Annotated in this window: 20 protein-coding genes and 1 pseudogene; 11 read left to right on the top strand and 10 right to left on the bottom strand. The window is 65.2% G+C overall.

Annotated elements, in window-relative coordinates; genetic code table 11:
* A pseudogene (locus CKO23_RS17115) lies at positions 1-194 on the top strand (LysR family transcriptional regulator); the annotation flags it as partial.
* Between the two features lie 110 nt (positions 195-304).
* Here CKO23_RS17115 and CKO23_RS17110 read toward each other — a convergent pair.
* Positions 305-868, bottom strand: coding sequence for an HPP family protein (locus CKO23_RS17110; protein WP_200333034.1), 564 nt, complete (start codon positions 866-868; stop codon positions 305-307).
* On the bottom strand, positions 865-1,497 hold the full coding sequence (locus tag CKO23_RS17105) for a CBS domain-containing protein (RefSeq protein ID WP_200333033.1): 633 nt from the start codon (positions 1,495-1,497) through the stop codon (positions 865-867). Before CKO23_RS17105 ends, CKO23_RS17110 begins: the two co-directional genes overlap by 4 nt.
* A gap of 526 nt (positions 1,498-2,023) precedes the next feature.
* On the opposite strand from CKO23_RS17105, the gene moaA reads away from it, so the two are divergent.
* On the top strand, positions 2,024-3,061 hold the full coding sequence (gene moaA, locus CKO23_RS17100; protein WP_346014626.1) for a GTP 3',8-cyclase MoaA: 1,038 nt from the start codon (positions 2,024-2,026) through the stop codon (positions 3,059-3,061).
* Here moaA and CKO23_RS17095 read toward each other — a convergent pair.
* From CKO23_RS17095 to CKO23_RS17065, 7 genes are all read right to left on the bottom strand, one after another.
* Complete coding sequence (locus CKO23_RS17095; protein WP_200333032.1) at positions 2,985-4,124, bottom strand: sensor histidine kinase; 1,140 nt, start codon at positions 4,122-4,124, stop codon at positions 2,985-2,987. The genes moaA and CKO23_RS17095 overlap by 77 nt on opposite strands.
* 13 nt (positions 4,125-4,137) lie before the next feature.
* On the bottom strand, positions 4,138-5,568 hold the full coding sequence (locus CKO23_RS17090; RefSeq protein WP_200333031.1) for a sigma-54-dependent transcriptional regulator: 1,431 nt from the start codon (positions 5,566-5,568) through the stop codon (positions 4,138-4,140).
* Positions 5,569-6,335: 767 nt separating this feature from the next.
* Positions 6,336-7,187 carry an iron-sulfur cluster assembly protein gene (locus CKO23_RS17085; protein WP_200333030.1) on the bottom strand — a complete coding sequence of 284 codons (852 nt, stop codon included), beginning with the start codon at positions 7,185-7,187 and terminating at the stop codon, positions 6,336-6,338.
* 265 nt (positions 7,188-7,452) lie between these two features.
* The gene (locus CKO23_RS17080) at positions 7,453-7,965 is read right to left on the bottom strand and encodes a GNAT family N-acetyltransferase (RefSeq protein ID WP_200333029.1); all 513 of its coding nucleotides are present in this window, start codon (positions 7,963-7,965) and stop codon (positions 7,453-7,455) included.
* Positions 7,962-8,252, bottom strand: a complete 291-nt coding sequence (locus CKO23_RS17075; protein ID WP_200333028.1) for a type II toxin-antitoxin system TacA family antitoxin — start codon at positions 8,250-8,252, stop codon at positions 7,962-7,964. The genes CKO23_RS17080 and CKO23_RS17075 overlap by 4 nt, the downstream gene beginning before the upstream one ends.
* Positions 8,253-8,611: 359 nt before the next feature.
* Positions 8,612-9,331, bottom strand: coding sequence for a phosphoadenylyl-sulfate reductase (locus CKO23_RS17070; RefSeq protein WP_200333027.1), 720 nt, complete (start codon positions 9,329-9,331; stop codon positions 8,612-8,614).
* A 102-nt stretch (positions 9,332-9,433) separates the two neighbouring features.
* On the bottom strand, positions 9,434-10,084 hold the full coding sequence (locus CKO23_RS17065; protein ID WP_200333026.1) for a flavodoxin domain-containing protein: 651 nt from the start codon (positions 10,082-10,084) through the stop codon (positions 9,434-9,436).
* A gap of 137 nt (positions 10,085-10,221) precedes the next feature.
* Between CKO23_RS17065 and CKO23_RS17060 the strand changes: the two genes are divergently transcribed.
* Together CKO23_RS17060 and CKO23_RS17055 are read left to right on the top strand one after the other, a co-directional pair.
* Positions 10,222-11,142, top strand: a complete 921-nt coding sequence (locus CKO23_RS17060) for a LysR substrate-binding domain-containing protein (protein WP_200333025.1) — start codon at positions 10,222-10,224, stop codon at positions 11,140-11,142.
* 277 nt (positions 11,143-11,419) lie between these two features.
* Complete coding sequence (locus tag CKO23_RS17055; RefSeq protein WP_200333024.1) at positions 11,420-11,845, top strand: hypothetical protein; 426 nt, start codon at positions 11,420-11,422, stop codon at positions 11,843-11,845.
* Positions 11,846-12,228: 383 nt separating this feature from the next.
* Here the strand turns inward: CKO23_RS17055 and CKO23_RS17050 are convergent, their stop codons facing one another.
* Entirely contained in the window at positions 12,229-13,038 is an 810-nt protein-coding gene (locus tag CKO23_RS17050; protein ID WP_200333023.1) for a formate/nitrite transporter family protein, read from the bottom strand.
* A gap of 711 nt (positions 13,039-13,749) precedes the next feature.
* On the opposite strand from CKO23_RS17050, the gene CKO23_RS17045 reads away from it, so the two are divergent.
* From CKO23_RS17045 to CKO23_RS17015, 7 genes are all read left to right on the top strand, one after another.
* Positions 13,750-13,962, top strand: coding sequence for a hypothetical protein (locus CKO23_RS17045; RefSeq protein ID WP_200333022.1), 213 nt, complete (start codon positions 13,750-13,752; stop codon positions 13,960-13,962).
* Positions 13,963-14,458: 496 nt separating this feature from the next.
* The gene (locus CKO23_RS17040; protein WP_200333021.1) at positions 14,459-15,346 is read left to right on the top strand and encodes a hypothetical protein; all 888 of its coding nucleotides are present in this window, start codon (positions 14,459-14,461) and stop codon (positions 15,344-15,346) included.
* Between the two features lie 5 nt (positions 15,347-15,351).
* The gene (locus CKO23_RS17035; protein WP_200333020.1) at positions 15,352-19,131 is read left to right on the top strand and encodes a nitrate reductase subunit alpha; all 3,780 of its coding nucleotides are present in this window, start codon (positions 15,352-15,354) and stop codon (positions 19,129-19,131) included.
* 4 nt (positions 19,132-19,135) lie between these two features.
* The gene (narH, locus tag CKO23_RS17030; protein WP_200333019.1) at positions 19,136-20,686 is read left to right on the top strand and encodes a nitrate reductase subunit beta; all 1,551 of its coding nucleotides are present in this window, start codon (positions 19,136-19,138) and stop codon (positions 20,684-20,686) included.
* A 2-nt stretch (positions 20,687-20,688) separates the two neighbouring features.
* Entirely contained in the window at positions 20,689-21,417 is a 729-nt protein-coding gene (locus tag CKO23_RS17025) for a nitrate reductase molybdenum cofactor assembly chaperone (protein WP_200333018.1), read from the top strand.
* Positions 21,414-22,946 carry a respiratory nitrate reductase subunit gamma gene (locus tag CKO23_RS17020; RefSeq protein ID WP_200333017.1) on the top strand — a complete coding sequence of 511 codons (1,533 nt, stop codon included), beginning with the start codon at positions 21,414-21,416 and terminating at the stop codon, positions 22,944-22,946. The genes CKO23_RS17025 and CKO23_RS17020 overlap by 4 nt, the downstream gene beginning before the upstream one ends.
* A 118-nt stretch (positions 22,947-23,064) precedes the next feature.
* The gene (locus tag CKO23_RS17015) at positions 23,065-24,165 is read left to right on the top strand and encodes a tellurite resistance/C4-dicarboxylate transporter family protein (protein WP_200333016.1); all 1,101 of its coding nucleotides are present in this window, start codon (positions 23,065-23,067) and stop codon (positions 24,163-24,165) included.
* Positions 24,166-24,172: the final 7 nt, after the last annotated feature.

The following is a 24,172-nucleotide window of genomic DNA, read 5'->3' as shown; positions in this document are numbered from 1 at the left end:
GCTGTTTCGTGCCCGAGCGGGTCGCCGCCAGCTATCTGCGCGGCGGCTGTCTGCATCGGATCGATGGCGCCCCGACGCTGACCCTGCCGACCTATTGCGTCTATCCGGGCGACAGCGACTCCACCGAACTCACGACCGCGCTCGCCGCGCTGCGCGCGCTGGTGGTCGAGGGGGCGGCGATGGGGGTCGTCTGAGTCGGCTCGCCCGGCCGCTCCACCACTCACTCCGACCCCTCCTTCCCCAGCCTCCTCGTGCGTGTGACCGTCGCAGATGCGTCGCCCGCCGTTCGAAGTGGTCGAGCCGGCTACAACCAGAACTCCGGATAGCGCCGGGCGGCGGGGATATTGTTGACGAGCAGCGCCACGGCGAGCAGCACCAGCGGTCCCAGCGTGGCCGGGATCAGGACGAAGAGATAGCCCATGGCATGCACCTGGTCGGATCCGATGACGGCGATGAGCGCGGTCGCCCCGCCGGGCGGATGCAGCGTGCGGGTCAGATGCATGAGGGCGATGGCGGTGGCGACCGCGACCGATTGCGCCAGCCAGGGGTCGCCGCCCAGCCACTGCCAGCAGGTCACGCCCACCAGCGCCGAGAGGACGTGTCCGCCGATGAGGTTGCGCGGCTGCGCGAGCGGACTGCGCACCGCGCCGAAGACCAGCACCGCCGAGGCCCCGAGCGAGCCGATGGTCAGCGTCAGATCGACGTCGGCGAAGAACCGCTGATTGAGCCAGGCGACGGCGGCGATCCCCAGGAAGGCGCCGGCCCAGGACCAGAAAACCTCTGGCAGGCGAACCCGAGGCGGGCTGCCGTGGGTGGTGCCGCGCATCTTGCCGAGGTACGACTTGAGACCCGATGGCCAGAGCCTCATGGCCGACGGTCCGGGTGGCAGGCGTTCAGGAAGACCTTGCGCGGGAGCAGCCCCGCCAGGCGGCCATCGGTCGTGAGCACCGGCATGGCGCGGCCGGGATGGCGGGAGAAGGCGGCGAGCAGCTCGCGCATGCCGGCGTCCAGCGGGACGCTCACCACGGGTGAGGTCATGAGCTCGCAGACCGGCCGATGGTGCTGCTCGGACTTGATGCACTTGGCGTCCGCGATCACCCGCGCGAGCAGGGCAAGAAAGGTATCCGCTCCCAGGCCGCGCAGCACATCGGTCTCGGTCAGGATGCCGAGGACGCGGCGCTGCCCGTCCACCACCGGCAGCGACTTCAGATCCTGCCGCACGAAACTGGGGACAGCCTCCGCGAGCGGGGTGTCAGGCGTCAGCGGACGGACCTCCCGGCGCATCAGCCGCCCCGCGGTGATGTCGCTGAAGAGCCGATCGACCGCGTGGCGATGGGCGAGGTGATAGATGGCCCGGAAATCGCTCGTGGTGATGTCGAGGTAGCCGGGAATCTCACGCATCGCCTCCAGGATGTCGTCATCCGTGAGGTTGGTCTCGGCGATCTGGTCCTCGGCGGAAAGCGGGTCGGAGGCGGCCAGGGATGGAGTCAGGTTCATTGTGGAGATCCTCCGTTGAGGGCGCGGCGAGGCCATGCGCCGGGCGCTGTTTGCGATCAGGCGGGCGGCAAGCGGCCGTGAGAAGGCGCACTTGCAGGCAGTCCCGCAGGCGCTGTCGGCAGCCATCCGACACTCACCGATCGGAGACGATCGGTTGGCGGATCGACGGCCATTGGACGAGTATGGCGCGGTTGACGCCTTGATTCGCATCAAGCACCGGGGGATGCGATTCGTGGGCAGGGGAGTCGGCCAAGCGAGCCGCTCGGCGCGCCTTGCGTGACGGCGTCGCGCGGGCTTGGCCCATCGCGCGAGGGGGGGTTGAGACAAAACGCCCCGATCGATGGCCAGCGTCGGGACTCTTTGTCTCAGCCGCGATGCAGGATGATTGGCTGAGGCCCAATGCGGCCGGTGCGTCCGCGAGCCGGCACGGAGCCTGCTTGGATCTTGTCGACCGAGTGTGGCGGGAACCGATCCGGGGGCTACCGGTCATCATGCGCACTCGGCAATCACCTCATCGGGAGACCCTGTGAATCGACAACAACCCGCTCCACCCGCCGACCAGCCCGCAACCCCGGTGGCTGGTCTGGTCGATCGCTTCGGTCGCCGGGTCACCTATGTTCGCTTGTCCGTCACGGATCGCTGCGATTTGCGCTGCGTCTACTGCATGTCGGAGAAGATGACCTTCCTGCCGCGCGCGCAGCTCCTCACCCTGGAGGAGATGGCGCGACTCGGCCGCCTGTTCAGCGAGCTGGGCGTGACCAAGCTGCGCGTGACCGGCGGCGAGCCGTTGGTGCGGCCCAACGTGATCTGGCTGTTCGAGCAGTTGGGCGCGCTGCCCGGCGTGCGGGATCTCACCCTCACCACCAACGCGACCCAGCTCGGGCGCTATGCCGGCGCGCTGAAGGATGCCGGCGTGACCCGGATCAACGTCAGCCTGGACACCCTGATCCCGGAGCGTTTCCGCGCCATCACCCGGGTCGGCGAGATCGGCAAGACATTGCGCGGGCTGGAGGCGGCGCGGCGCGTCGGCTTCCAGCGGATCAAGCTCAACACGGTGGTGCTCAAGCACCGCAATCATGACGAGGTGGTCGACCTGGTGCGCTTTGCCATCGAGCGTGGGATCGACATCAGCTTCATCGAGGAGATGCCCCTGGGTGTGATCGGCGATCACGACCGGGCGGAGGCCTACTATTCCAGCGACGCGATCCGGCGCGACCTCGCCGAGTGTTTCGACCTGGTGCCGACCCTCGACGGCACCGGCGGCCCGTCCAAATACTTCCGGATCGCCGGAGAGGAGACGCGCGTCGGCTTCATCTCGCCCCACAGTCACAACTTCTGCGGCGACTGCAATCGGGTGAGGGTCACGGCGCTCGGGCGGTTACTGCTCTGTCTGGGTCAGGAGCATTCGAGCGATCTGCGGCGCGTCCTGCACGCCAACCCGACCGACGACGATCGGGTCAAGCGGGCCATCGTCGCTGCCATGGACCTCAAGCCCCGGGGTCACGCGTTCGATCTCCAGGCCAAACCGGTGATCTTTCGTCACATGAACATGACCGGGGGGTGACCGAGGTGACGGGCGTCGAGATCGCCGTCAGGCCCGGCCAGGTTCGCCAGGTCCAGTGCGCACGCGTCTCGAAACGCGGGCCAGGCGACGCGGGCGAGTCCTGGCGCCAGTCCCAGGGCGGCTGTCGCGGTCGCGCTTCCAGGCTCGACACCAGGGTCTTGGCGAGCCAGTTGTCGTGCTCGTCGAACACCGGCTCGCGCCGCACCCAAATCCGGAATTCGGTCCCCTGCCCGGAGGTGGACTCCAGGGTCAACGCCCCGCCATAGCGGCGGATGAGTCCCGTGCTGACCGAGAGCCCCAGCCCCGTTCCGCGTCCCGCGCCCTTGGTCGTGAAGAAGGGGCGGAAGATCCTGTCGACGACATCGGGCGGTATCCCGGAGCCGGTATCCCCGACCTCGATGAGGATGCCGCGCGACTCCAGATCCCGGGAGCGAATCGCGATCGTCCCCTGGTTGGCCTCGACGGCATGCACCGCATTCACGAGCAGGTTGATGATGACCTGGCGCAGGTCCTGGCGGCTGATCCGCACCCCCAGGGTCGCTTGCAGATCGGTACGGACCTCGACATCCGTGCGGCGCGCCTCCTGGAGTACGAGCCTCAGGCATTCCTCGATCAATGCCTCCAGTTCTGAAGGCTCCAGAACCCGGATGTCGTCCATCGGCCGGGTGATCCGCAGCAGGCTTTCGATGATTCCGCGTGATCGTTCGATCTGCTGGAAGATGAGCTCGACCTCCTGGCGCACCGACCAGGTCTCCGGTCCCAGCTCACGGGTCAGCAGCTCCATGTGGCCGAGCATGATGGCGAGCGGGTTGTTCAGCTCATGGGCGATGCCGGCGATCAGCTCTCCGACGGCGGCGAGCTTCTCGGCCTGGGCCAGGTGCTCGTGACGGGTCTCGCGCAGCGTGGCGGTGAGGGTTTCGACGCATTGGCGAAGGCGGGCGATCTCGTCCTCGTCGTCTTTGGGCTCAGTGGCCGATCGATCGCCGGAGCCGATCGGCGGCTCGGCCCCGGTGAGCCGGGCGCGCAGCCGGGCCAGCAATGGGCGGAAGCCTTGGCGAGTCATCGGATCGCCGACGTCAGTCCGCTTCGCTCACATCGTCCGGCTGACTCCAATCCTTGAGTTTGCGCTCCACCGTCTTTCTCGAGACTCCCAGCGCGCGCGCCGCAACTGTCTTGTTGCCGTCGGCGGCGGCGAGGGCACTCAGGATATGTGCGCGCTGCACCCGTTCCAGCGAGGCCGGACCGGACCCCAGGGCGCTCTCGCTCTCGCCCGGCGCTTGCGGGGGCGTGACGCAGAGCAATTGAGCGACGGGCTTGCCGAGGAGCAGCGAGCGCTCGATGACGTTGCGCAGCTCGCGGCAGTTGCCTGGCCAGTCGTAGCCCATGAGCTGCTCCAGATCCCAAGGACTGAGCGCTGCGTTGGGGACACCCAGCTCGGTGGACAGGATGTTGAGGAAATAGTCCGCGAGGAAGGGGATGTCGCCCCGGCGCTCGCGCAAGGGCGGCAGGCGCAGATCGACGACGTTGATGCGGTAATAGAGATCCTTGCGGAAGTGCCCGGCGAGCACCTCGGCGGCCAGATCGCGGTTGGTCGCGGCGATCACCCGTGCGTTGACCGGGATCTCCTGGTTGCCGCCAACCGGGCGGTAACGCCGCTCCTCCAGCACGCGCAGCAGCTTCGCCTGCAAGGGGAGTGGCATCTCGCCGATCTCGTCGAGAAAGAGGGTGCCGCCATCGGCATGGCTGAAGAGCCCGTTGCGGGCCTGGTGCGCGCCGGTGAAGGAGCCGCGCAGGTGTCCGAACAGCTCCCCCTCGATCAGGTCGGCGGAAATGGCGCCGCAGTTGACCGGGACATAGCTGCCGCGCCGGCCGCTGAGATCATGGAGTGCGCGGGCGATCAGCTCCTTGCCGGTGCCGGTCTCGCCCTTGATCAGGACCGTCGAGGGCATGGGGGCGAGTCGATGAATGGTCCGCCAGATCTCCTTGAGCGACTCGCTCTCCCCCACGATCCGCTTGGCGACGGGCCGCCGATCCTGCTCGCGCTGGATCAGCGCCTGTTCGTGCGCGACGCGCCGCCGCTCGCGCGCACGCTGGATCACGGCGAGCAGCTGGTCCGCGAGGAAGGGCTTTCTGAGGACATCGGCCGAGGCGTCGCGCAGTGCGTCGATCTCGTCATAGATATCCGCGTAGCCGGTGACGAAGATCACATCCAGATCGGCCTGGTGGCGGTCGCGAATCTCGCGCGCCAACGCCAGTCCACTCTCGGAGCCCTGAAGTCGGATGTCAACGATCATCAGGTCGAAATGAAGGTCTCGGGCCAGTGTACGTGCGGTGTCGGCGTCGGCCGCCGTCTCCACGCGCGCGAAATGCGGCGCGAGCGAACGCTCGATAAAGCTCAGCATTCCGGGCTCATCGTCGACGATGAGAATGGAGTCGCCCGCGTCCGGCGCGGGCCTGTCGTCGCGTGCGCGGTCGAACCCTCGGCTTTCGAGTGGCTGGGATGTCATGGTCTCCTCCTCCGCGTTGCGCGCTGGTGGACGCGCGTGCGCCCCCAACGGCTTATCTTATGAATGAGTGACGCGATCGCTTTCTCACGGGATCCGAGGCGATTTCCGGGAAAGGCGCTCCCCTTCGGGGGTCTCCTCCCCCGAGGGGGAGGGCTTTGGGATGATCTTTCCCGGAAGTCCCCCAATCGCCGTTCGACCAGGGCATCCCTGTTGTCGGACAGCGGCCGAAGGCGCTGACACAAGACTGAGAAGACTTGCGGTTATCACGCCATGCGAGCGGAATTCGGCAGCGATCAATAGTGAGAATACCCTATTGCTATACTGGTACAAATGGAATTTATTGGACGCCGATATCGCTTTGTTCGATATAAAAGGCGCTTTGATTCGGTTTTAAGAATAAGTAGTTGGGAAACTGGTGAATCAGCGAAGCGGAATTTGGTCACGGCCGTCGACGACCGGCGGGAGTGCGGATCGGTTTGCCGGCAAGTCCGCGCGCCTGACTGACTCAGGGTCGAGGCCAGGCGCGCGGTCGCGGTCGATCTGCTCGGTCGGCGCTCAGGTCTCGCTCAGCAGGTCTCTGGTGACGCAGCTATCGCTGCTTCACCCGCGCGAAGAAGCACCGGCTTCGCGAGGTGTCCGGAGTTCGAGCGGGAGCTTCGTGAGCAGGTGCTCTCGTGAGCCGGATTGCCGGGATCCGGTCGCTGGTGGCTGGAAGCGCGTGATGATGAGGGTCGTGAAGGCGGTTGCCCGCCTCCCGGTACTCGTCTTCAGGTGCGGTCCGCCCCCTCGGCCGCCGCTGACTCGGGTTCGCCCGCTTCCCCCTGATAGGCGCGGCGGAAGGCTTCGACGAAGGGTCGGAAATCCTTCACGGTGCCATAGATGGCGACCACGCCCGCGCGTTGGCGGTCGTAGACCAGGTTGACGCCTTCGGTGCGTCCGGCGGGATTCGGGCGGGCCTCGCCGTTGTAGTAGATCCAGTGCCGGGCATGGACGGAGGCATAGATCAGATCCTGCTCGGCATGGTTCAACCAGAGGACGACATAGTTCCAACTGTCGATGCTGAGCTTGACCTTGTTGGTGGTCGCCTCGGGCGACTCGGGATCGACCTGCCACTGAAAGACCGGGATCGGGCCGTCATAGGTCGGGTCCGCGTTGCCCTGCGGCCCCTCGATGAGCGGCGGCTCGAAGTTCTCGGGCGGCTCGGTCGGCGGCCCTTTCGACTTCGCTGGCTTGCCCGCCTTGTCCTCGCCAGCCGCCAGGAGATCCTTCAGGTGCGGCGCGCCGCCATGTCCGGGATCCGGAATGGGATCCAGACCATACTCGCGCAGATCCACTTGCAGCGGGTTGACGGAAGCCCCGCCGAGCAGCAGGGAGTCGTCGTCGTAGGGCGGCTCGCTGTGGATCTCGATCGTCTCGAAGCGCGCCTCCCGCAGCAGGTCGTGGACCTCGCGCTCCATGATCGCGACCTTTTCGGCATTGATCGAGTCCGGCGTGATCTCGACCTCGATGCTCGACCCCTCCACGGCGATGCTCTTGACGAACCCGAGCGAGACCAGGTCACGCGAGCGGCCGGGAAAGCGGACTTGCCGCAGGAGATCCCGGACTTGTTCAGGCAGCATGGGCGACATCTCGATCCTCCTTTGGATCTGGTGTTGGACGCCCTGAGAAGAAGCGAAATTCGGGCCAGAGACGGATTTGGAATAGCGGCCGGAGAGGCCGAGTAAGCAGACAATTCGCCAGGCGCTGCATCCAAGCGTCAGATCTCCGCGGTCAGGTCAATGCTGTCAGTCAGCGGCAGCGAAACAGCTCAGCAGACGCAGTCGTTGACCGTCCGAAGGTCTAACCGACCTCCCGGCGCCGTGCTCGCCGCGAGCACGGACGCAATCAGAGATCCGCGCGAGGGAGTAGCCGACGCAGGTCTTTGACCAGGACGAACAGATGAAGCGGATCGGTCGGCGAGGGCGCAAAACCAAAGTGGGTGTAGAAACGCCGGGCGTCGTCGTCCTTGGCATGGACCGCGAAGGCGCGGATACCGCCAATCTCGGCGGCCTGGAGCGTGCGGCGCATCGCGTCTTTGAGCAAGCCCGCGCCGATCCCACGACGCTGCCAAGTGACGGCGACTGCGAGCCGAGCGAGCAGCATGATGGCCACGGGATGGCGGGCGAGCCCCTTGGTCAGTCGCTCCGGGGCATCGTCATAGGCCACCTCACCCACCACGAGGGTGTAGAAGCCGATCGCCTCCTTATCATGCAGACCGAGATAGGTCTGCGAGGCGTTGGCCTGCTGATTGGTGTAGGCATAGCGCAGGAGGAAGCGATCGAGCGTCTCACGGCCGCTCGAGAACGCGTCGAGCGGATGCTCGCGCCGCAGCTTCTCGATCCGAAAGCCGGCCGTCATGCAGAGTCGGGCGGATCGAAGGGCGTCGGCTCACGTAAGAGACGCTCAAGGCGCGGCAGCGCGCGGGGCGGCATCTCGAGCGCGGCCATAAAGGCGCTCCAGCGCTCGGCATTGAGCCCAAAGTGTTGCCGATCGGCCAGCGTCTCGTCGGCGCGCTCCAGTGCGCTGCTCAATACAAACTGACTCACCGATTGATGGCGCTCGCGGGCCGCGGCACTGAGCCGTGACTTCGCCTCGGGCGTGAGCCGCAGATCGAGCTTCGTGCTTCTGGCTTGAGGCTTCGGCATGCATGTCTCCGGTTGATAAGCCCCCATGATATTCGCCAGACATTGTCATGACAACGCGCGCTTCATCCCGCCTCGGTTCACGGCGACCGAAGAGCGCAAGCGGTTCTATGCATGATGGAAAGAGGGTCGCTTTCTGAGCGATGCGCTTACGCGTGACCATCCATACGGCGCCATCTCGCCGCAGCACGATCGGGGGCGGCGAGCAATGACAGACAGCACGATCGTCGATCGTGCTGCCGTCGAGGAGGAAGAGCCGGCCTCTGCTGTCGGGAGGTTGGACGATCCAGCGCGGCTACGAGCGGCAGACCGGTGTCGCATTGCGGCCAATGACTGGCTGATGTTTGGTGTCAGCTCTGGTTCTATCGATGCAGACCGCATTCGCGCTTGAGGCCGAAGAAGCGGGTCTCTTCCTCCAGCATGCCGGGCAGGAGTCGCGCGGTGGTGTGGACGTCGCCGATCGAGACGTAGCCCTGATCGCGCAGCGGGTGGTCCGGGAGGTCGTGACGGCGCAGGTAGCGATGCACGTGCGACTCGCTCCAGTCGATGATGGGGTGGACCTTGAGGCGGCCGTCCTGCACCCGCAGGACCGGCAGTTCGGCGCGGCTGCGGGCCTGCTCGCGGCGCAGGCCGGCGAACCAGGTACGGGCTCCCAGCTCGCTCAGTGCACGCTCCATCGGCTCGACCTTGTTGATCCAGTTGTAGCGGTCGATACCGCCCGCGCCCTGCTCCCACAGCCGTCCTAGCCGCGCCTCCTGCCAGGCGGGGGAGAGCGCGGGCCGATGGACCTGGAGGTTGAGCGCGAGCCGATCGTTCAGCTCATCGATCAGACGGTAGGTCTCGGCGAACAGATAGCCGGTATCGATCAGGATCACCGGGATGTCGGGCTTCAGAAGGGTCAGCATGTGCAGCAGCACGGCCGACTGGGTGCCGAAGCTGGAGGTGAGGACGTGCCGCTCCGGCAGATCCTCCAGGGCCCAGAGCGCGCGATCCTCCGCGGGCTTGGCCTCCAGTCGCCGGTTGATTGCGTCGAGCGCGGCGCGGTCGCCGGCCAGGATGGCGTCGAGATTGGTCTCAGTCATGGAAGTCCTCCGCTGGATTCACCACCGCCCGGACGCTGCCGTTGCCCATCTGGTCGCCGGTGAGCCACAGCACTTGATCGGCGCGGCTATGGAAGCAGGTACTTACGCCAGCGTCGCCAACTTGCTCGGCCGGGCTGGAGCGAGCTGGGCCAGCCGCTCCAGGACATCCGCCGACCAACGCTCAGAGTCGGCGGCATAGTCCAGATCGCAGCACTGGACCGGCAGGATGCGCCGCGCGCCCAGCTCCGCGAGCCGCCGATCGAACTCGACCGCCGTCCGGCAAAAGTGCTCGTAGCTCGAATTTCCCAGACCCAGGACGGCGTAGCTCAGTTGCTCCAGACGCGGCGCGCGCGGGTCATGGATGAAGGCATGCAGGGCCCGGGCGCTGTCGGGGGGCTCGCCCTCGCCGTGGGTGCTGACGAGGAAGAGCACCAGCCGCTCCTTGGTCAGCCGGCGCGGGCCGAAGTCGCCCATGGAGCGCACCTGGACATCCAGCTCCTGGCCGAGCAATCGCTCGCCGAGCCGCTCCGCGACCGCCTTGGCGTTGCCGGTCTGCGAACCGTAGAACAGGCTGATGGTCCCGGCCGGAGTCGGCGCGGCGGCCGTGGGAACCGCGTCACGGCTCACGCCCGCCAGATAGCCGCTGACCCAGGCGATCTGGGTGGGCGACAGCTCCTTCAGCGCGGTCTGGAGCGCATGTAGCTGCCGGTCGTCCAACGGACTTGTCAAGGCATTCAGGTGAGTCAGCGCCATCGTTTGGAATCCCCTGGCATCGGTCATGCGTCACGCTGGACGCCGTTCGGGCGTTTGCCCCCTTTGCGCCAGAGTCTAGGCGGGCGTGTGACACGACATGAAATGATGATTCATCAATCGTTATCGCGAGAAATGATATGGAGCTGCGCCAACTCCGATCCCTGGTGACGCTGGTCGACACGCACTTCAACGTCAGCCGCACGGCCGAGCGGCTGCACCTGGTGCAGTCGGCCGTGACCCAGCATCTCAAGCACTTGGAGAGGGAGATCGGCGCGCCCCTGTTCGCGCGTCAGGGCAAGCGTCTGGTCGGGCTGACCGAGGTGGGCGGGCAGGTCGCGCGCTACGCGGAAGAGGCGCTGCGTCAGACCGGCAATATCCTCGCGGTGGGACGCGATCACGTCGAGGAGGCGAGCGGTGTTCTGCGGCTGGGCGCGACCCATACTCAGGCGCGCTATGTGCTGCCGCCAGTGATCCGGCGCTTCGCCAGTGCCTATCCGGAGGTGGAGCTACAGATCCATCAGGGGACACCGGGTCAACTGGTGGATCTGGTCCTGCGCGATCGCGTGGATCTGGCCATTTGCACTGAGGCGCTCGGCGATGAGATCGGTCTTCAGGCCATTCCCTGCTATCGCTGGAACCGGGGACTGATCGCGCCGCGCACACACCCCCTGCTGGACGTGGAACCCTTGACCCTCGCCAGTCTGTGCGAGCACTCGCTCGTCACCTACGTCTTCGGGTTCACCGGGCGGGGCAGCTTCAGCGACGCCTTCGCGAAGGCCGGACTGCGCCCCAGGGTGGTCCTGAGCGCCGCCGACACGGACGTCATCAAGACCTATGTCCGCGAGGGGCTCGGCGTCGGCATCATCGCCACGCTCGCCTACCAGCCCAAGGAGGACGTCGATCTCGGCATGCGGGATCTCAGCGCGCTCTTTCCCTGGGAAGTGACCAAGATCGCCTATGCGCGGGACAAGCACCTGCGCAAATACCATCAACACTTCATCGACAGCTTCAAGGCCCACACGAGCAGCCCCATCGATCGTGCGAAGGCCGCCGCCTGACGGCTGTCGGCCGCGCGCCTTCCCTCGCCGAGCGACCGGGCTCGACCGCGAGCGGATGCGACAAAGTGTCGCGCCGCCGTTCGATCCCCGGGCCATTTTGTGCCGGCCAACAGGCCCCGAGCCGCTGTCGGACGTCCCGAAATCGTCCCGTCCGTACCGCGTGCCGGTGCTGAGGGTATTCCCTCGATCGATGGTCTGTTTTGTGCTGAACGCCTGGGTGAGCACGCGGCGAATTCATCGTCGCCAGTTTGGCTGAGACGAAGAGGCTATGGCACAGATGAAGACCGGACTAGAACTGACGTCCTTCGACGATTTCCTGAAACTGGCTCGGAGACAAGCCGAGCCTCAGCAATTGCTCTTCGTGTTCACACGCAACGAGCTTCCCGCCGACCACACCCCGGAGCAGGCCGCGTCCTACGCAGCCGGCCAGGGCGGGCATCTGGCGCCTGTCGTCTGCGTGGACAGAGGCCTGCACGAGATCGCCGGCTTCGAGGCATTCGCGAGCGAAGCCGAGGCGCACATCGACGACTGGGCGGTCATCTTCGCCGCCGCACTGCCGGGGATCGGCAACCGACCGCCCACGCCGCTCGCGATCGATCAGGCGCTCGAACGGATGGTCGAGACCGTCCGCGGCGGTCAGATTGCGAGCTACATTGCGTTCGATCGCGAGGGGATACCGCTGCGATTGGCGACAAGCCATTGAGCGGCGTCAGGGACTGCATCAGATCTCGCCACTGCCTGTCTCCCTGCACCACGCGCCCGGGCAGGTAGCCATTGCGCGCCACCGGGTGGCGTCCGTCCTCCAAGGCCTGCTCGGCAACGCCTTCCATGGAACTCGCGAGGTCCGCCTCGACAGCCTTGGCGATCCGCTGGCGCGGGCCTTCGCGCAACAACGCATGCGGCGGATCCGATTCATCGATCCCTTGGCTGAGGCTTGTCTTGCCGCGAGCGTCCGTGGCGCACGGCGCCCTGGCATCCGTGACACCGCTGAGCGGTGTCACGAGTACCCAGGATTCCTTGCTCGCGGCTTTCAGTCGTGTGCGGGACGCGTCGTTGAGTCGACGGCTATCCGGTTCGTTCAGTCGGCTAGAAAATGTGCTCAGGTGCGGTCTTGACATGCGTCGTATAGACCGTCAGACCTGTCAGTGATACACCGCCAACCAGATTTCCGAGGACGACCGGAAATTCGTTCCAGAGGAGATAATCCATGATCGTGAAGTTGCCGCCCATCATCAGCCCGGATGGAAAGAGGTACATGTTCACGATCGAGTGCTCGAAGCCCATGTAGAAGAAGAGGAAGATCGGCATCCACATGGCAAGGACCTTCCCGGTGACGGTCGTGGATATCATGGCGCCGACGACGCCCAGCGAGACCATCCAGTTGCAGAGGCAGGCCCGGATGAAGATGGTCAACCAGCCTTGCGCGCCATATTGTGCGTAGCCGATCGTCCTGTCCTCGCCGATATGAGCGAGCTTCTGACCAACCTCCCCGGGCTCGATCGAGAACCCGAAGGTGAAAACGATGGCCATGAGCACCGCAGTGGTCAATGCGCCCGCGAAGTTCCCGACAAAGACAAAGCCCCAATGTTTCAAAACGCGCCAAATCGTGATGCCGGGGCGTTTGTCCAGCCAGGCGAGCGGTGTCAGCACGAAGACGCCGGTCAGCAGATCGAAACCCATCAGATAGAGCATACAGAATCCAATGGGGAACAGAATGGCGCCGGCGAGCGCGGAGCCTGACTGAACGGTGACGGTGACTGCCATGACCGCTGCAAGCGCCAGAATGGCACCTCCCAGATAGGCCCTGATCAGGCAATCCCTGGTTCCCATTTTGATCTTCTTTTCACCCGCCTCAACCATCTTCATGCCGAATTCCGAGGGCGCGATGTAGGACATGTCTGATCTCTCCGGTTCGTAATGGATCCAATAGACTGGCGACCGTTCCAGGGCAGGGCGGATTGATTGCGTTTCCGGTCCAGGCCATGGATGGCCCTATCACTGGGCTCGCCGCTGCTTCTCATGGATTAGGAGGAAGAGGGCCGCACGCTGATCGATGGCGATCGCGGACGCCGACGCAGCCGGCCTATTCGTGGGACGGCTGGCTTGAGTCATTTGCACAATCAATGCCGTCTATTCCGTTCCTGCAATGGATCAGCCGCTGGGGGCGGCGCGGTCGCGCCGCCGAACGAAGACCGAGCGTCCGTCTGCCATTACGTTACCGCTCCAGGGTGCACGACAGCTCTATCTCGGACCAGGTCGGAGACTGGAAGCGCACTTGCCGATCCGGGGTCTTCCGCGCGCGGGCCGAATGCTCGACGTGCGCACCTCGTCGGGGGCCGGCAGGTGGGAGTCCGCCCGCGCTGAGCCGGGTGGTTGAGACAGAAGGGTCCTTTGCCAGGAGTTCGCTGGGACACTTTGGCCCGGAGAAACGGCCGGCTCCAGCCCGTGAGCGGACGACTCCGCCCGGCGAGCCGCCGCAACGGATGACCCAGGCGGCAAGGTGCCGGTCTTCGCCTGCAAGCTGGCGCGTTTCCTGCGGGACAGGCGGGGACAATCGATACCCTCAACGCCGAGCCCCGTCAGTCCTCGGCCAGCGCCGGAGCAACCATGAGCAACGCCGAAGACATTCTCTCAGAGCCCCATAGGCCTCAGTTTGCCAGTGCGCCGAATCAGGCACGCAAGGCCGCCACTGTGGAGGAAGCCATCGCCGCCGCCATCGAGCTCAAGCCCGGGGTCGGCCAGGTCCGCAAGATCGCCAAGGAGCGGCGTGCGCGTCTCGCGGCCATTGGCAAGCTTGCGCTGCCACCAGAGGATTGGTGAGCGGGGCGGGGTGTCCCGACCCCGCGAATGCTGCCGCATGCGCGGCTGGGCGTGCATGCTGCGTAATCCCTGACCGCCGCGCTTCAGCAGGTCGATAAGCCACGTCAGCGGGCGCTCGCCCAGTGACATCCCGCCGGTGTATCCGACCATTCAGCCCAGTCCCGCAAGGGACTGCCGCCATCGAAACACTGATCACCATCGGAGTAACGAAGCAGCCTTCCCGGCTCCACTTCGGGGAAGTCCCGCCCAATCCTCCCTCGCACCATCGGACACATTCGCCCAACCGCACGCTGACCGCGGGAACAAAGTGTCGCAGCGGCTCGCCGCGACTCTCCCGCAAAGCGCGTCACCACGCCACTCCGCACGTCTTCGGCTACCTGGCACGTCGGTTGCTCAAGGTGTCATGTCGACATCATCCCTCCAGGACAGCCGATTCGGACCCCATGGGTGCCGCGGCTCCTGGGCCTGACAACGGAGGATGAGGAGTGAAAAGACCATGATGAGTGCGCAGTCGCAGGAGGTGCGCGAGCTGCTCCGGGAGGTCCACTACCCGGGCTTCTCGCGAGACATCGTCGCGGCCGGGTTCGTCGGCGACATCGTCGCGATCGGGCCGATGGTGGAGGTCGAGTTCAAGCCGGATACGCGTGATGAGGACAAGGTCGCGACGATGGAGCACGAGATGCGCGAGGTGCTGCGGCGCGCGAGCTACGCGGATATCCAGATTCGCCGGGCAATGCCCTACGTCCACGAGGTGCCGCTGCGCAGCGCTCAGGACCTGGCGAAGGAGGCGGGCCGCAAGGGCGGGCGCGTCGAGCAGACGGCCAGCCGGCTCATGACGCCCCTGCAGGCCGAGATGCTGGAGGACGGCGAGCTCCCAGAGTCTGACCTGCTCGCCATCACGCTCGGCCGCTTGGACGTTGCGCCGGCGGCCGGCTATGGCCCGGGCGGACCCCAGCCGCTCAGCGGACCGCGCGAGGCGATCAGCTACGACATCGCCGTCCCCGTCCTGCAATGGGACATCGACCCGCACGACCCCGAGGCCCGGACGGTCCAGCGTGAGATCGAGCTGGCCGGCTGGGACTACCGCGTCTGGTGGCAGGCCCATCCCAGGTCCGAGCTCCTCTATGTCTCCATGCAGGCAATGAAGGAGGACTGGGTGGACCACGACAACAACGCCGTCCCGCACCCCATCGGCCGCTCCGAGGCGGTCAACCTGGTTTATGACGAGCAGCGCGAGGCGGTGGTGGCGATCTACGGCACGGTCCGGGATTTCCGCCCCTTCGTGAAGGCGTTCTCCATGGCCTACGACAGCGTCCAGGGCGAGCAGCAAGACCCCACGGCTCAAGACCCCGCAACGCAAGACCCCGCAACTCACGAGGCATAGCACCAATGAGCAAGAACAAGGGTGACGACAACGGCGGCGCGGAATCCCGCTGGTTTCGCGAGCTGGACGAGCCGCGCAAGTGGGAGGACTTCTACCGGCGCCGCTGGCAGTACGACAAGTCGGTGCGCACCAGCCATAGCGTGAACTGCTCCGGCTCCTGCTCCTGGGAGGTCTTCGTCAAGAACGGCATGATCACCTGGGAGCTGCAGAAGACGGATTGGCCCCAGATCAACGACGAGACGCCGAACTACGAGCCGCGCGGCTGCCAGCGCGGGATCTCGTCGTCCTGGTATCCCTATAGCCCGGTACGTCCGAAATACCCCTACGTCCGGGGCGTGCTGCTCGACTTCTGGCGCGCCGAGCGCGAGGCGGGCAAGGATCCGGTCGCGGCCTGGGGCGCGATCGTCGAGAACCCCGAGCGCACCACGGCCTACCGCAACGCGCGCGGCAAGGCCGGCTGGCGCCGCACCACCTGGGACGAGGCGACCGAGATCATCGCCGCGGCCAAGATCTACACCATCAAGGAATACGGCGCGGACCACCTGGCGTCCTTCTCGCCCATCCCCGCCATGAGCATGGTCAGCTTCCTCTCCGGGCACCGCCTGTCGAACCTGCTCGGCGGGACCATGCTCAGCTTCTACGAGTGGTACCACGACCTGCCGCACGTCATGCCGATGATCTGGGGCGATCAGACCGACGTGCACGAGTCGGCCGACTGGTATCAGAGCGCTTACTGGATCGTGATGGGCTCCAACCTGCCCATGACGCGCACGGCGGACGCCCACTTCGCCTCCGAGCACAAGTACAACGGCGGCAAGCTGGTCAACCTCTCGCCGGACTACTCGGACGTGACCAAGTTCGCCGACCTCTGGGTGCCGGTGCGCCCGGGCACGGATACCGCGTTCATCCTCTCCTGTATCCACGTCATCCTGCAGGAGTTCCACGTCAATCGCCGCGCCCAGTACTTCCAGGACTACGTCGGGCAGTACACCAATCTGCCCTTCCTGGTGATCCTGGACGAGGAGGGCGACCACTACGCCAGCGGCCGCTTCCTGCGCGCCAGCGACCTGGAGGCCTACCAGGACGAAGAGCTGGGCGACTGGAAGATCCCCTGCTTCGACAAGGACGGCGAGGTGCGCCTGCCCGGCGGCTCGGTCGGCTTCCGCTGGGAGGAGCAGAAGACCGGACGCTGGAACCTCAAGAACGAGGACGCCGTGACCGGGCAGGCGTTCGACCCGATGCTGACCCTCATGGACGGCGACTACGAAGAGGTCATCGTCGAGTACGCCGACTTCACGCACACCTTCAACGTCGAGTTCGGCACCACGGCGCTGCGGGGCGAGAAGGCACAGAAAAGCCTGCGCGGCGTGCCGAGCCGCGTCCTGACCAAGGCGGACGGCACCAAGGTGCGCGTCGCCACGGGCTACGATCTGCTGCTCGCCAGTTTCGGCGTGAACCGCGGTCTATCCGGGTCGGGATATCCGAAGGACTATGACGACGCCACGCAGGCCTACACGCCCGCCTGGCAGGAGCAGGAGACCGGCGTCGACCGCAACCTGGCGATCCGCGTCGCGCGCGAGTGGGCTGACACCGCCGAGAAGACCAAGGGCAAGTGCCTCTTCATTACCGGCTCCGGCATCCTGCACTGGTATCACGGCGGCTCCCTGACCTACCGCTCCGAGGCCGTGATGGGGATCCTGACCGGCTGCCAGGGTCGCAACGGCGGCGGCTTCGCGCATTACGTGGGCACCGAGAAGATCCGCAACATGGCCGCCATCGGCACCATCGGCAACGCGGTCGACTGGGGCAATGTCGGGCGCCAGCAGAACTCGACGTCCTACTTCTACTTCCACACCGACCAGTGGCGTTACGACGGCATGAGTCTGGACCCGCTGTGGGCGCCGCGCGCCAAGGAGATGCCCGGCAAGGCCAATCACGCGGCCGACATGAATGCGTTGGCCGTACGCAACGGCTGGCTGCCGTTCTTCCCGCAGTTCGACGAACGCAACCCGACGGACGTCATGCGGGACGCGCGCGAGGCCGGCTGCGAGAGCCTCGACGACGTCAAGGCATGGGTCGCCAAGCAGTTCAAGGAGCGCAAGCTCAAGTTCGCGCTGCCCAACGTGGACTCGCCCAAGAACCACCCGAAGGTGCTCTGGATCTATCGCGGCAATCTCATCGGCACCAGCATGCGCGGGCATGAGCTGAACCTGAAGCACATGCTCGGCACCCACAACAACGTGCTGGGTGGCGACACCCGTGCCAAGGACATGGTCAACGAGATCGACTGGACCGAGAACGCCCCGCTCGGGAAGCTGGATCTCATCTACAACGTCAACCTGCGGATGGACTCCTCCGCAAACTACTCCGACATCGTGCTCCCCACGGCGCACTGGTACGAGAAGTTCGATCTCACCTGCACGGATCTGCATTCCTTCCTGCATCCCTTCACGCCGGCACATGACCCGGCCTATGAGACCAAGCACGACTGGGAAGCCTTCCGGATCATCGCCGAGAAGGTCAGCGAGCTGGCCAAGGTGCATCTGCCGGACCCGGTCGAGGATCTGGTGATGACGGCGCTGAGCACGGACACGCCCGATGAGCTGGCGCAGCCCATGGGCGAGCTGCGCGACTGGTACACCGGCGAGAGCGAGCCGATTCCGGGCAAGACCTTCCCCAACGTCAGCGTCGTGACGCGGGACTACACCAAGGTCCACGACATGTATACCACCCTGGGTCCGGCCGTCACCAAGCCGAACGGCTATGGCGCGAAGGGGATCAAGGGTGATCTCGCCGAGGCCTACGAGCAGATGAAGGAGAGCTATCTGGTCGGGGAGAAAGATGGTCGGCCCGATATGACGACCGCGGCCAAGGTCTGCGAGGTGATCTTGCGCATCTCACCCGAGAGCGACGGCGAGCTGTCTTATCAGATTTTCAAGAATCTGGAGAAACGCTGCGGGGTGCCGCTCGCGCACATCGTCGAGCCGGAGCGCGAGACCGCCTATCACTATCCGGATCTGATCTCCCAGCCGAGGCGTGCGCTGACCTCGCCGCATTGGTCGGCGATCGAGACCAAGGGTCGGACCTACTCGCCCTGGACGCTCAACATCGAGGCGCTGAAACCCTTCCACACGCTCACCGGCCGCCAGGAGATCTACTACGACCACCGCATGTTCCGCGACCTGGGCGAGGACTTCCCGGTCTACAAGCCGCCGGTGGACATGGTGTCGATCGGCGATGTCCATCCGGAGGACATCAAGATGAAGGGGGCGAAGTTGTTCCGCTTCATCACTCCGCACCAGAAATGGGGCATCCACAGCATGTTCGGCGACTCCTGGCAGATGCAGAACATGTTCCGCGGGGGGCCGACCGTCTGGCTCAACGACGACGACGCGCGCGACATCGACGTCAAGGACAACGACTGGGTGGAGATCTTCAACGAGAACGGTATCCAGGTGGCCCGCGCGGTGGTCAGCCACACGGTGCCGCGCGACATGTCGATCGTCTACCACCAGACCGAGCGGCACGTGAACGTGCCCTTCTCCTCACTGGCGCGGGAGCGGGGCGCCAGCGACCTGCGCGGCGGCAACAACAACGCCACCACGCGGATCATGATGAATCCCGCAACCATGGTCGGCGGCTATGCCAACTGGACCTACTGGCTCAACTACCAAGGGACCAGTCCGTCGGAGCGCGACTGCGTGGTGCTGATCCGCAAGAAGCCGATGGAGACGAAGGGCCGCAAGGTCATCTACCAAGAGTCACAGCTCAACGTCGGGGCATAACCTCATGCGCATCAAGCAACAGATGGGAATCGTCTTCAACCTGGATAAGTGTCTGGGCTGCCAGACCTGCACCATTGCGTGCAAGAACGTCTGGACCAACCGCGAAGGCGCGGAATACATGTTCTGGAACAACGTGGAAACCAAGCCCGGCGCGGGCTATCCCAAGCAATGGGAAAACCAGGAGAAGTACCGCGGCGGCTGGAAGCAGGACCCGGAGGGCGACGCGCCCAAGCTCAATCAGGCGTCGCGCTTCTGGGAGATGATCAGCCTCTTCTACAACCCGGTCCTGCCGCAGATGGACGCCTACTACGGCAAGGGGCCATTCACCTTCACCTACGAGGATCTGCACTCGGAGCAGCCGACCAAGTATTCGCAGCCGGTCGCGCGTCCCAAGTCGCAGATCACGGGCGAGGAGGACATCGAGCTGACCTATGGGGTCAACTGGGAGGACAACGGCGCGGGCACCCACGAGGAGGGGACCGGCTCGCTCGACTACAACTTCAGCGATATGACGCCGGAGGCCCGCAAGGCGCTGTTGAAGTTCGAACAGTCCTTCATGATGTACCTGCCGCGCATCTGCAATCACTGTCTGAACCCGGGCTGCGTCGGCTCCTGTCCCTCGGGCGCCAACTACAAGCGCGAGGAGGACGGCGTGGTCCTCATCGACCAGGACCGCTGCCGCGGCTGGCGCTACTGCGTCTCCGGCTGTCCCTACAAGAAGACCTACTACAATTGGCGCACCGGCAAGTCGGAGAAGTGCATCCTCTGCTTCCCGCGTCTGGAGACCGGGCAACCGCCGATGTGCTTCCAGGCCTGTGTCGGGCGTATCCGCTATCTCGGCCCCTTGCTCTACGATCTCGACCGCGTCGCGGAGGTGGCCAACACCAAGGATGAGAAGGATCTGGTGGCGCGCCACCGCGACATCATCCTCGACCCCTTCGATCCGGAGGTCATCGCCGAGGCCAAGCGTCAGGGGATCTCGGACAACTGGCTGGATGCCTGCCGGCGCTCGCCGGTCTTCAAGATGGTCAAGGAGTGGGAGATCGCGCTGCCGCTGCATCCGGAATTCCGCACGCTGCCCAGTCTCTTCTACATCCCGCCGGAGAGCCCGGTGCAGACGGCCAAACCCAATGAGCGGGGCACGCTCGACATGGTCGATGGTGGCTCGGTGCTGCCGGATCTCAAGGAGTTTCGCATCCCGATCGAGTACCTGGCGCGCCTGCTGGCCGCCGGCAATACCGCGCTGGTCGAAACGGCCCTGCTGCGTCAACTCGCGCTGCGCGAGTTCCGCCGGCAGGAGCGGGTCGAGGGTCGCACCGATGACAGTATCCTCAACGCCGTCGGGCTGACCATCGAGCAGGCGCGGCACATGCACCGGCTGCTGTCGCTGGCGCATTTCCACGAACGGTTCGTCATCGCCACCTCCCGCACGGAGGACACCGACAACGCGCCTTATCTGGAGCGCGGCTTCACCGGGTACGACCTCTTGGCTCCGGAACAGAGTCCCAAGCGGCGCACCTCCTTCCACGGCAACAAGATGGGTGTGGGGAGCTGACCATGAGCACAGTCCGACTGACTGAATCCTTCTCGCAGGGACTGGGATCGACGGGGTCGGCGGGCTGGGATCTCGGGGCCATGTACGGGGTGATCGCGGAGCTGTTGCTCAATCCAGCCGTCCGGGACAAGGGACGGTTGGAGCGCTACCTCAAGGTCCTGCCGGCGACGCCGATGCGCGAGAGCATCGAGCGTTTCCTGGACTCCCCAGCCGCGCACGATGTCGATGAATACACCCAGACGCTGGAGCTGACGCCGCCCTGTCCGCTCTACCTCGGGGCGCACCTCTACGACGAGCCCAACTCGTGCCGGGGCGCGGGGGCCTGCGGGCGTAACCAGTACATGATCGAACTCAAGGCCATGTACGAGCACTTTGGGTTCGACCTGGCCGGGGCCGACCTGCCGGATTTCCTGCCGGTGATGATCGAGTTCCTCGCGATCAGCGTCGACCACCCGGAACGCGACGGCATTGGCTTGCGACGACGCTTCGTTGACCAGTACCTCTTGCCGGGCATTCCGCCGATGCGCAAGGCGCTGCAGAAATACGAGAGCGTCTACGACCTCCTGATGGAGGCGCTGGAATCGGTCGCGGAGGAGGACCAGGAGCGTCTCGCCGACGACCCGGTCTGGCTCGCCCCTGAGGTCGAGGCGACCATCCCGGTGCGGATCGGTAGCCCGTCTGGAGAGCCGTCCTCTCAAGGTCTGTCAATGACAGGGTGGGAACGCCGATGAACGACTATCTGGGTTCGAGTTATCTCATCTGGGGTGTTTTTCCCTACGTGGCGCTCACGCTCTTCTTCGTGGTGCCCTTCATCCGCATGGTCTACCGGCCCTTCGGCATGAGCACCCGCGCCAGCGGCATCTTTCTCGGCCGCGACATCCTTGGCCTGGCGACGCATCTGCTGCACTGGGGCATCTTCCTGGTCTTCTTCGGCCACCTTGCCGGATTGATCGGCGGCATCCTGGGGTGGGGTACCTGGGTCGGGGCCTTCTTCTGGATGGCGACGCTCGGCGGTCTAGCTGCCATTACCGGCTCGATCATTGCGCTGGCGCGCCGGGTGCAGGTGCCGGAAATGCGCGCCATGAGCCAGCCGGACGACTATGCCGTGCATGGCTTTCTGATCGCGATTCTGGGCATTGCCATCTACCAGGCCCTTGTCCACAAAATCTGGGGTGTGTCCTTCACGGCCGCCCCCTGGTTCGCGAGTCTCTGGCGTTTGTCTCCGCAGCCGGAGCTGATGGCCTCGGCGCCGCTGCTGACCAAGCTCCATGTGCTGCTCGCCTTCGCCTTCGCGGCTTACTTTCCCTTTACCAAGCTGATCCACGCCTGGACGCTGCCTGTCAACTATCTCGTCCGGCCCTATCAGGTGTTGCGCACCGCGGCGAAGAAGTTCCAGAACGGCTGGGTGCTGGGGTGCTGGGAATTCAAAGGGGTGACGGATAAGTCCTATATGACGTACCTGGCCGGCGGCGTCCTCGTGGTCTTGGGCCTGATCGGTCTGATCTTGCCGGGGCCGAGCATGGATGGTCTGGTTCAGGAGGCGCAGGCGACGACGATGACGGCGGTCCGATCCGATGCCGCCCGCTCGCGCCCGGTGCTCGACGGCTATCCGCTCTATGTGAGTCAGTGCGCCCGGTGCCACGGCCTGGAGGGGCAGGGCGATGGTCCTGGTGCCAAGTCGCCGACGTTCACCGCTGTCCCGCGCGATCTCACGACCGGGCACTTCCAGTTCATTTCGACCAACAATGGTGTCGCCTCGGACGCCGATCTGCGTCACGTGGTTGTCAATGGACTGGAGGGTTCGGGAATGCCGGGTTTCAGTCGACTGTCCGAACGTCAGGTGGATTCCCTGATCGAAACGGTCAACTTTCTGTGGAAGGATCGGCCCGTGCCCGGCGAACGGATCCAGATCCCCCCGAGACCCGCGACGACCCCGGCCATGATTGCGCAGGGCAAGCAGGAATACGCCAGCCAATGCACCGTCTGCCACGGTGCCAGCGGCGCGGGCGACGGTGTGCTGACCAAGCTCAGAACGGATGCCGCCGGACACGTCATCCCGCCTCGGAATCTGAGGACGGAGCCGCTGAAGGGCGGATCGAGCCCGACGCAGCTCTACTACCGCATTGCCGCCGGGATGCCCCGCGCGAAGGACGAGTGGCTCATGCCCCACTACGCCAATCTGGGGTCAGAGCGGATCTGGGCGATCATCGCCTACCTCGAGCAGGACATCCTGCCGCCTGGGCAGGTTGCGAATCGGTAGCGGCCGTAGGATGGGTAGAGCGGCCCGGCAGGTTGTCGCAGGAAAAGCGCCAGCGGCCGATGGCCGCGAAACCCATCCCACACATCCGATCAGTCGCGTTTTGACCAGGTCACGAGCGATGCGATACCGGACGCGCGGGCAGGCTGTCGCGAGCCTGAGTCATGAGTGGATCGCGAGCCTTCCGCCCTCGTCCTTCGCGCTGGTGATGGCGACAGGCATCGTCTCCATCGCGAGCGAGACACTCGGGCTGCACTGGTTGGCGGTGCCCTTGTTCCTGGTCAATCTCGTGGCCTTCGCGGCACTCTGGCTGATGACGCTGCTGCGTCTCTTCATCTATCCGGCGCGCCTGATGGGCGATCTGCGGGCGCACGCGCTGGGGCCGGGGCACTTCACGATGGTTGCGGGAACCTCCGTGATCGGGGTCCAGATCCTCATGCTGACCGATCAGGAGGGTCTGGCGGCGGGACTCTGGATCTTCGCGCTCTGTCTCTGGCTGCTCATTACCTACGCCTTCTTCACAGCCGTCATCGTGCAGCCTGCCAAGCCCTCGCTTACGGACGGGCTCAGCGGCGTCTGGCTGATCGCCTCCGTTGCCACACAGTCCATTGCGGTGCTCGGAACCCTGGTGGCCGATCGCTTCCCGGATCACCAGACGACCGTCCTTCTTCTTTGTCTGCTGTTCTTTTGCATGGGCTGCATGCTGTATCTCAACATCATCGCCCTGGTCTTCTACCGGCTGACCTTCATGCCGGTCGAGCCGGGCAGTCTGACCCCGCCCTACTGGATCAACATGGGGGCTACCGCCATCGCGACCCAGGCCGGCGCGACCCTGATCCTTCATGCCGGGGAGTCGCCGCTATTGCTTGCCCTGGTGCCGTTCCTCAAAGGCTTCACCCTTTTCTTCTGGGCCGCGGGGACCTGGTGGATTCCGCTCCTGATCGGTTTCGCAGTCTGGACCTATGGGTTGAGGCGCGTTCCCCTCGTCTATACGCCGCTGTTCTGGGGCGCGGTCTTTCCGCTCGGGATGTATACGGCGAGCACCCATCAGTTGGCGATGGCATTGGAGATCGAGGGATTGAGCCGGATCCCCGCGATGACGGTTTACGTCGCGCTTCTGGCCTGGGGGCTGACCTTTTTCGGGCTCCTGCGGCGGTTGTTTCGGGGTGCCGGGGCGATGGTGAACGGCCTCGGTTCGGTCCAGCCGAGAAAGAGTCTTTGAGCCATCA

Origin of the sequence: Thiocystis violacea, assembly GCF_016583565.1 — a bacterium.
Lineage (GTDB): Bacteria > Pseudomonadota > Gammaproteobacteria > Chromatiales > Chromatiaceae > Thiorhodococcus > Thiorhodococcus violaceus_A.
The sequence above is the reverse complement of the archived record's forward strand: the minus strand, read 5'-3'. Positions and strand labels throughout refer to the sequence as shown.

Bases quoted from the DNA above. Each gene is read 5' to 3' on its own strand.
- CKO23_RS17060 (WP_200333025.1), top strand. From the start codon at position 10,222: ATGGAGCTGCGCCAACTCCGATCCCTGGTGACGCTGGTCGACACGCAC.
- CKO23_RS17065 (WP_200333026.1), bottom strand. From the start codon at position 10,084: ATGGCGCTGACTCACCTGAATGCCTTGACAAGTCCGTTGGACGACCGG.
- CKO23_RS17050 (WP_200333023.1), bottom strand. From the start codon at position 13,038: ATGTCCTACATCGCGCCCTCGGAATTCGGCATGAAGATGGTTGAGGCG.
- CKO23_RS17095 (WP_200333032.1), bottom strand. From the start codon at position 4,124: ATGACTCGCCAAGGCTTCCGCCCATTGCTGGCCCGGCTGCGCGCCCGG.
- CKO23_RS17025 (WP_200333018.1), top strand. From the start codon at position 20,689: ATGAGCACAGTCCGACTGACTGAATCCTTCTCGCAGGGACTGGGATCG.
- CKO23_RS17105 (WP_200333033.1), bottom strand. From the start codon at position 1,497: ATGAACCTGACTCCATCCCTGGCCGCCTCCGACCCGCTTTCCGCCGAG.
- CKO23_RS17040 (WP_200333021.1), top strand. From the start codon at position 14,459: ATGATGAGTGCGCAGTCGCAGGAGGTGCGCGAGCTGCTCCGGGAGGTC.
- CKO23_RS17110 (WP_200333034.1), bottom strand. From the start codon at position 868: ATGAGGCTCTGGCCATCGGGTCTCAAGTCGTACCTCGGCAAGATGCGC.
- CKO23_RS17080 (WP_200333029.1), bottom strand. From the start codon at position 7,965: ATGACGGCCGGCTTTCGGATCGAGAAGCTGCGGCGCGAGCATCCGCTC.
- CKO23_RS17090 (WP_200333031.1), bottom strand. From the start codon at position 5,568: ATGACATCCCAGCCACTCGAAAGCCGAGGGTTCGACCGCGCACGCGAC.
- CKO23_RS17015 (WP_200333016.1), top strand. From the start codon at position 23,065: ATGCGATACCGGACGCGCGGGCAGGCTGTCGCGAGCCTGAGTCATGAG.
- CKO23_RS17020 (WP_200333017.1), top strand. From the start codon at position 21,414: ATGAACGACTATCTGGGTTCGAGTTATCTCATCTGGGGTGTTTTTCCC.
- CKO23_RS17070 (WP_200333027.1), bottom strand. From the start codon at position 9,331: ATGACTGAGACCAATCTCGACGCCATCCTGGCCGGCGACCGCGCCGCG.
- CKO23_RS17075 (WP_200333028.1), bottom strand. From the start codon at position 8,252: ATGCCGAAGCCTCAAGCCAGAAGCACGAAGCTCGATCTGCGGCTCACG.
- CKO23_RS17045 (WP_200333022.1), top strand. From the start codon at position 13,750: ATGAGCAACGCCGAAGACATTCTCTCAGAGCCCCATAGGCCTCAGTTT.
- narH (WP_200333019.1), top strand. From the start codon at position 19,136: ATGCGCATCAAGCAACAGATGGGAATCGTCTTCAACCTGGATAAGTGT.
- CKO23_RS17085 (WP_200333030.1), bottom strand. From the start codon at position 7,187: ATGCTGCCTGAACAAGTCCGGGATCTCCTGCGGCAAGTCCGCTTTCCC.
- CKO23_RS17055 (WP_200333024.1), top strand. From the start codon at position 11,420: ATGAAGACCGGACTAGAACTGACGTCCTTCGACGATTTCCTGAAACTG.
- CKO23_RS17035 (WP_200333020.1), top strand. From the start codon at position 15,352: ATGAGCAAGAACAAGGGTGACGACAACGGCGGCGCGGAATCCCGCTGG.